General features: G+C 69.4%; 1 protein-coding gene and 1 tRNA gene. Both read left to right on the forward strand.

Going from position 1 to position 888, the window contains the following annotated elements:
* Positions 1 to 208: 208 nt before the first annotated feature.
* Positions 209 to 300, forward strand: a tRNA-Ser gene (locus tag AC2W7C_RS18525).
* 126 nt (positions 301 to 426) lie between these two features.
* Positions 427 to 732 carry a hypothetical protein gene (locus tag AC2W7C_RS18530; protein WP_486002657.1) on the forward strand — a complete coding sequence of 102 codons (306 nt, stop codon included), beginning with the start codon at positions 427 to 429 and terminating at the stop codon, positions 730 to 732.
* Positions 733 to 888: the final 156 nt, after the last annotated feature.

The raw sequence follows: 888 nt of genomic DNA on the forward strand, positions 1-888 counted from the left end.
CGAGGCGGCCCAGGCGCGCAGACCGGCGGCGTCGGCCGCCGGCGGTGCGTGGTCGTACGAAAGGCGGCTGGCGGCGTCGGTCATCCGGCCCCGGGACGATAGTTCGCCGCCAACATGCACGTCGCGCCTCACTGTCGCGTTAACGGGGGCGCATGTGCTCGGACCCCGTTGCGCGTCCTCGCAGGCTCCGCTAAGCACGCCGCCTGCCGGAGACGTGGCCGAGTGGCTGAAGGCAACGGTTTGCTAAATCGTCGTACCGGGTAACCGGTACCGAGGGTTCGAATCCCTCCGTCTCCGCCAGGTTTCCCGTCCCGTCAGGGCGACGGGCCCCGACCGCGTGGACTTTGTAACGCATTGCCTCCCTGCGGAAACGGACGTAACGACCGCGCGATGACCTGGTCGATGTCGACATGGGCGAAGTTGATCGTGGCGGCGACCCTCGTCTTCGCCGTCTTCTTCTTCGCGCCCGCCGTCGACGCCGCGATCTGCACGCCCGAGCCGCCCGCGGCTCACGCCATGGTCGATCACGATCAGGGCGATGGCGATCACAGCGAAAAGGGCGGCCACGGCATCTGCTCGCACGGGCATTGCCACCACTCCTCCACGGCTCGCGCCGGGAGTGCGGACGCCCTTGCGCCGGCCTTCGGCGAACCGTCGCCGCACGTCGGCAGGCAGGATGACTTCCGGGCGTCCGTGACGCCCGACGGCCTGAAGCGACCGCCCAGAGCCTGACCGAAGATCTGCGCCCACCGCGCGCCTCTTCGTGATCAGCAATCTGGAAATGCACCATGTCTCCCACATATCGCAGGCGACCGCGTCTCGCGGTCGGCTGCGCACTCGCCGCGTCGCGCGATCTGTCGGCCCCGCCTGGGCTGACCGGCGCCGACT

It is taken from the genome of Brevundimonas sp. CURTG3B2_SDJG (assembly GCF_057364705.1).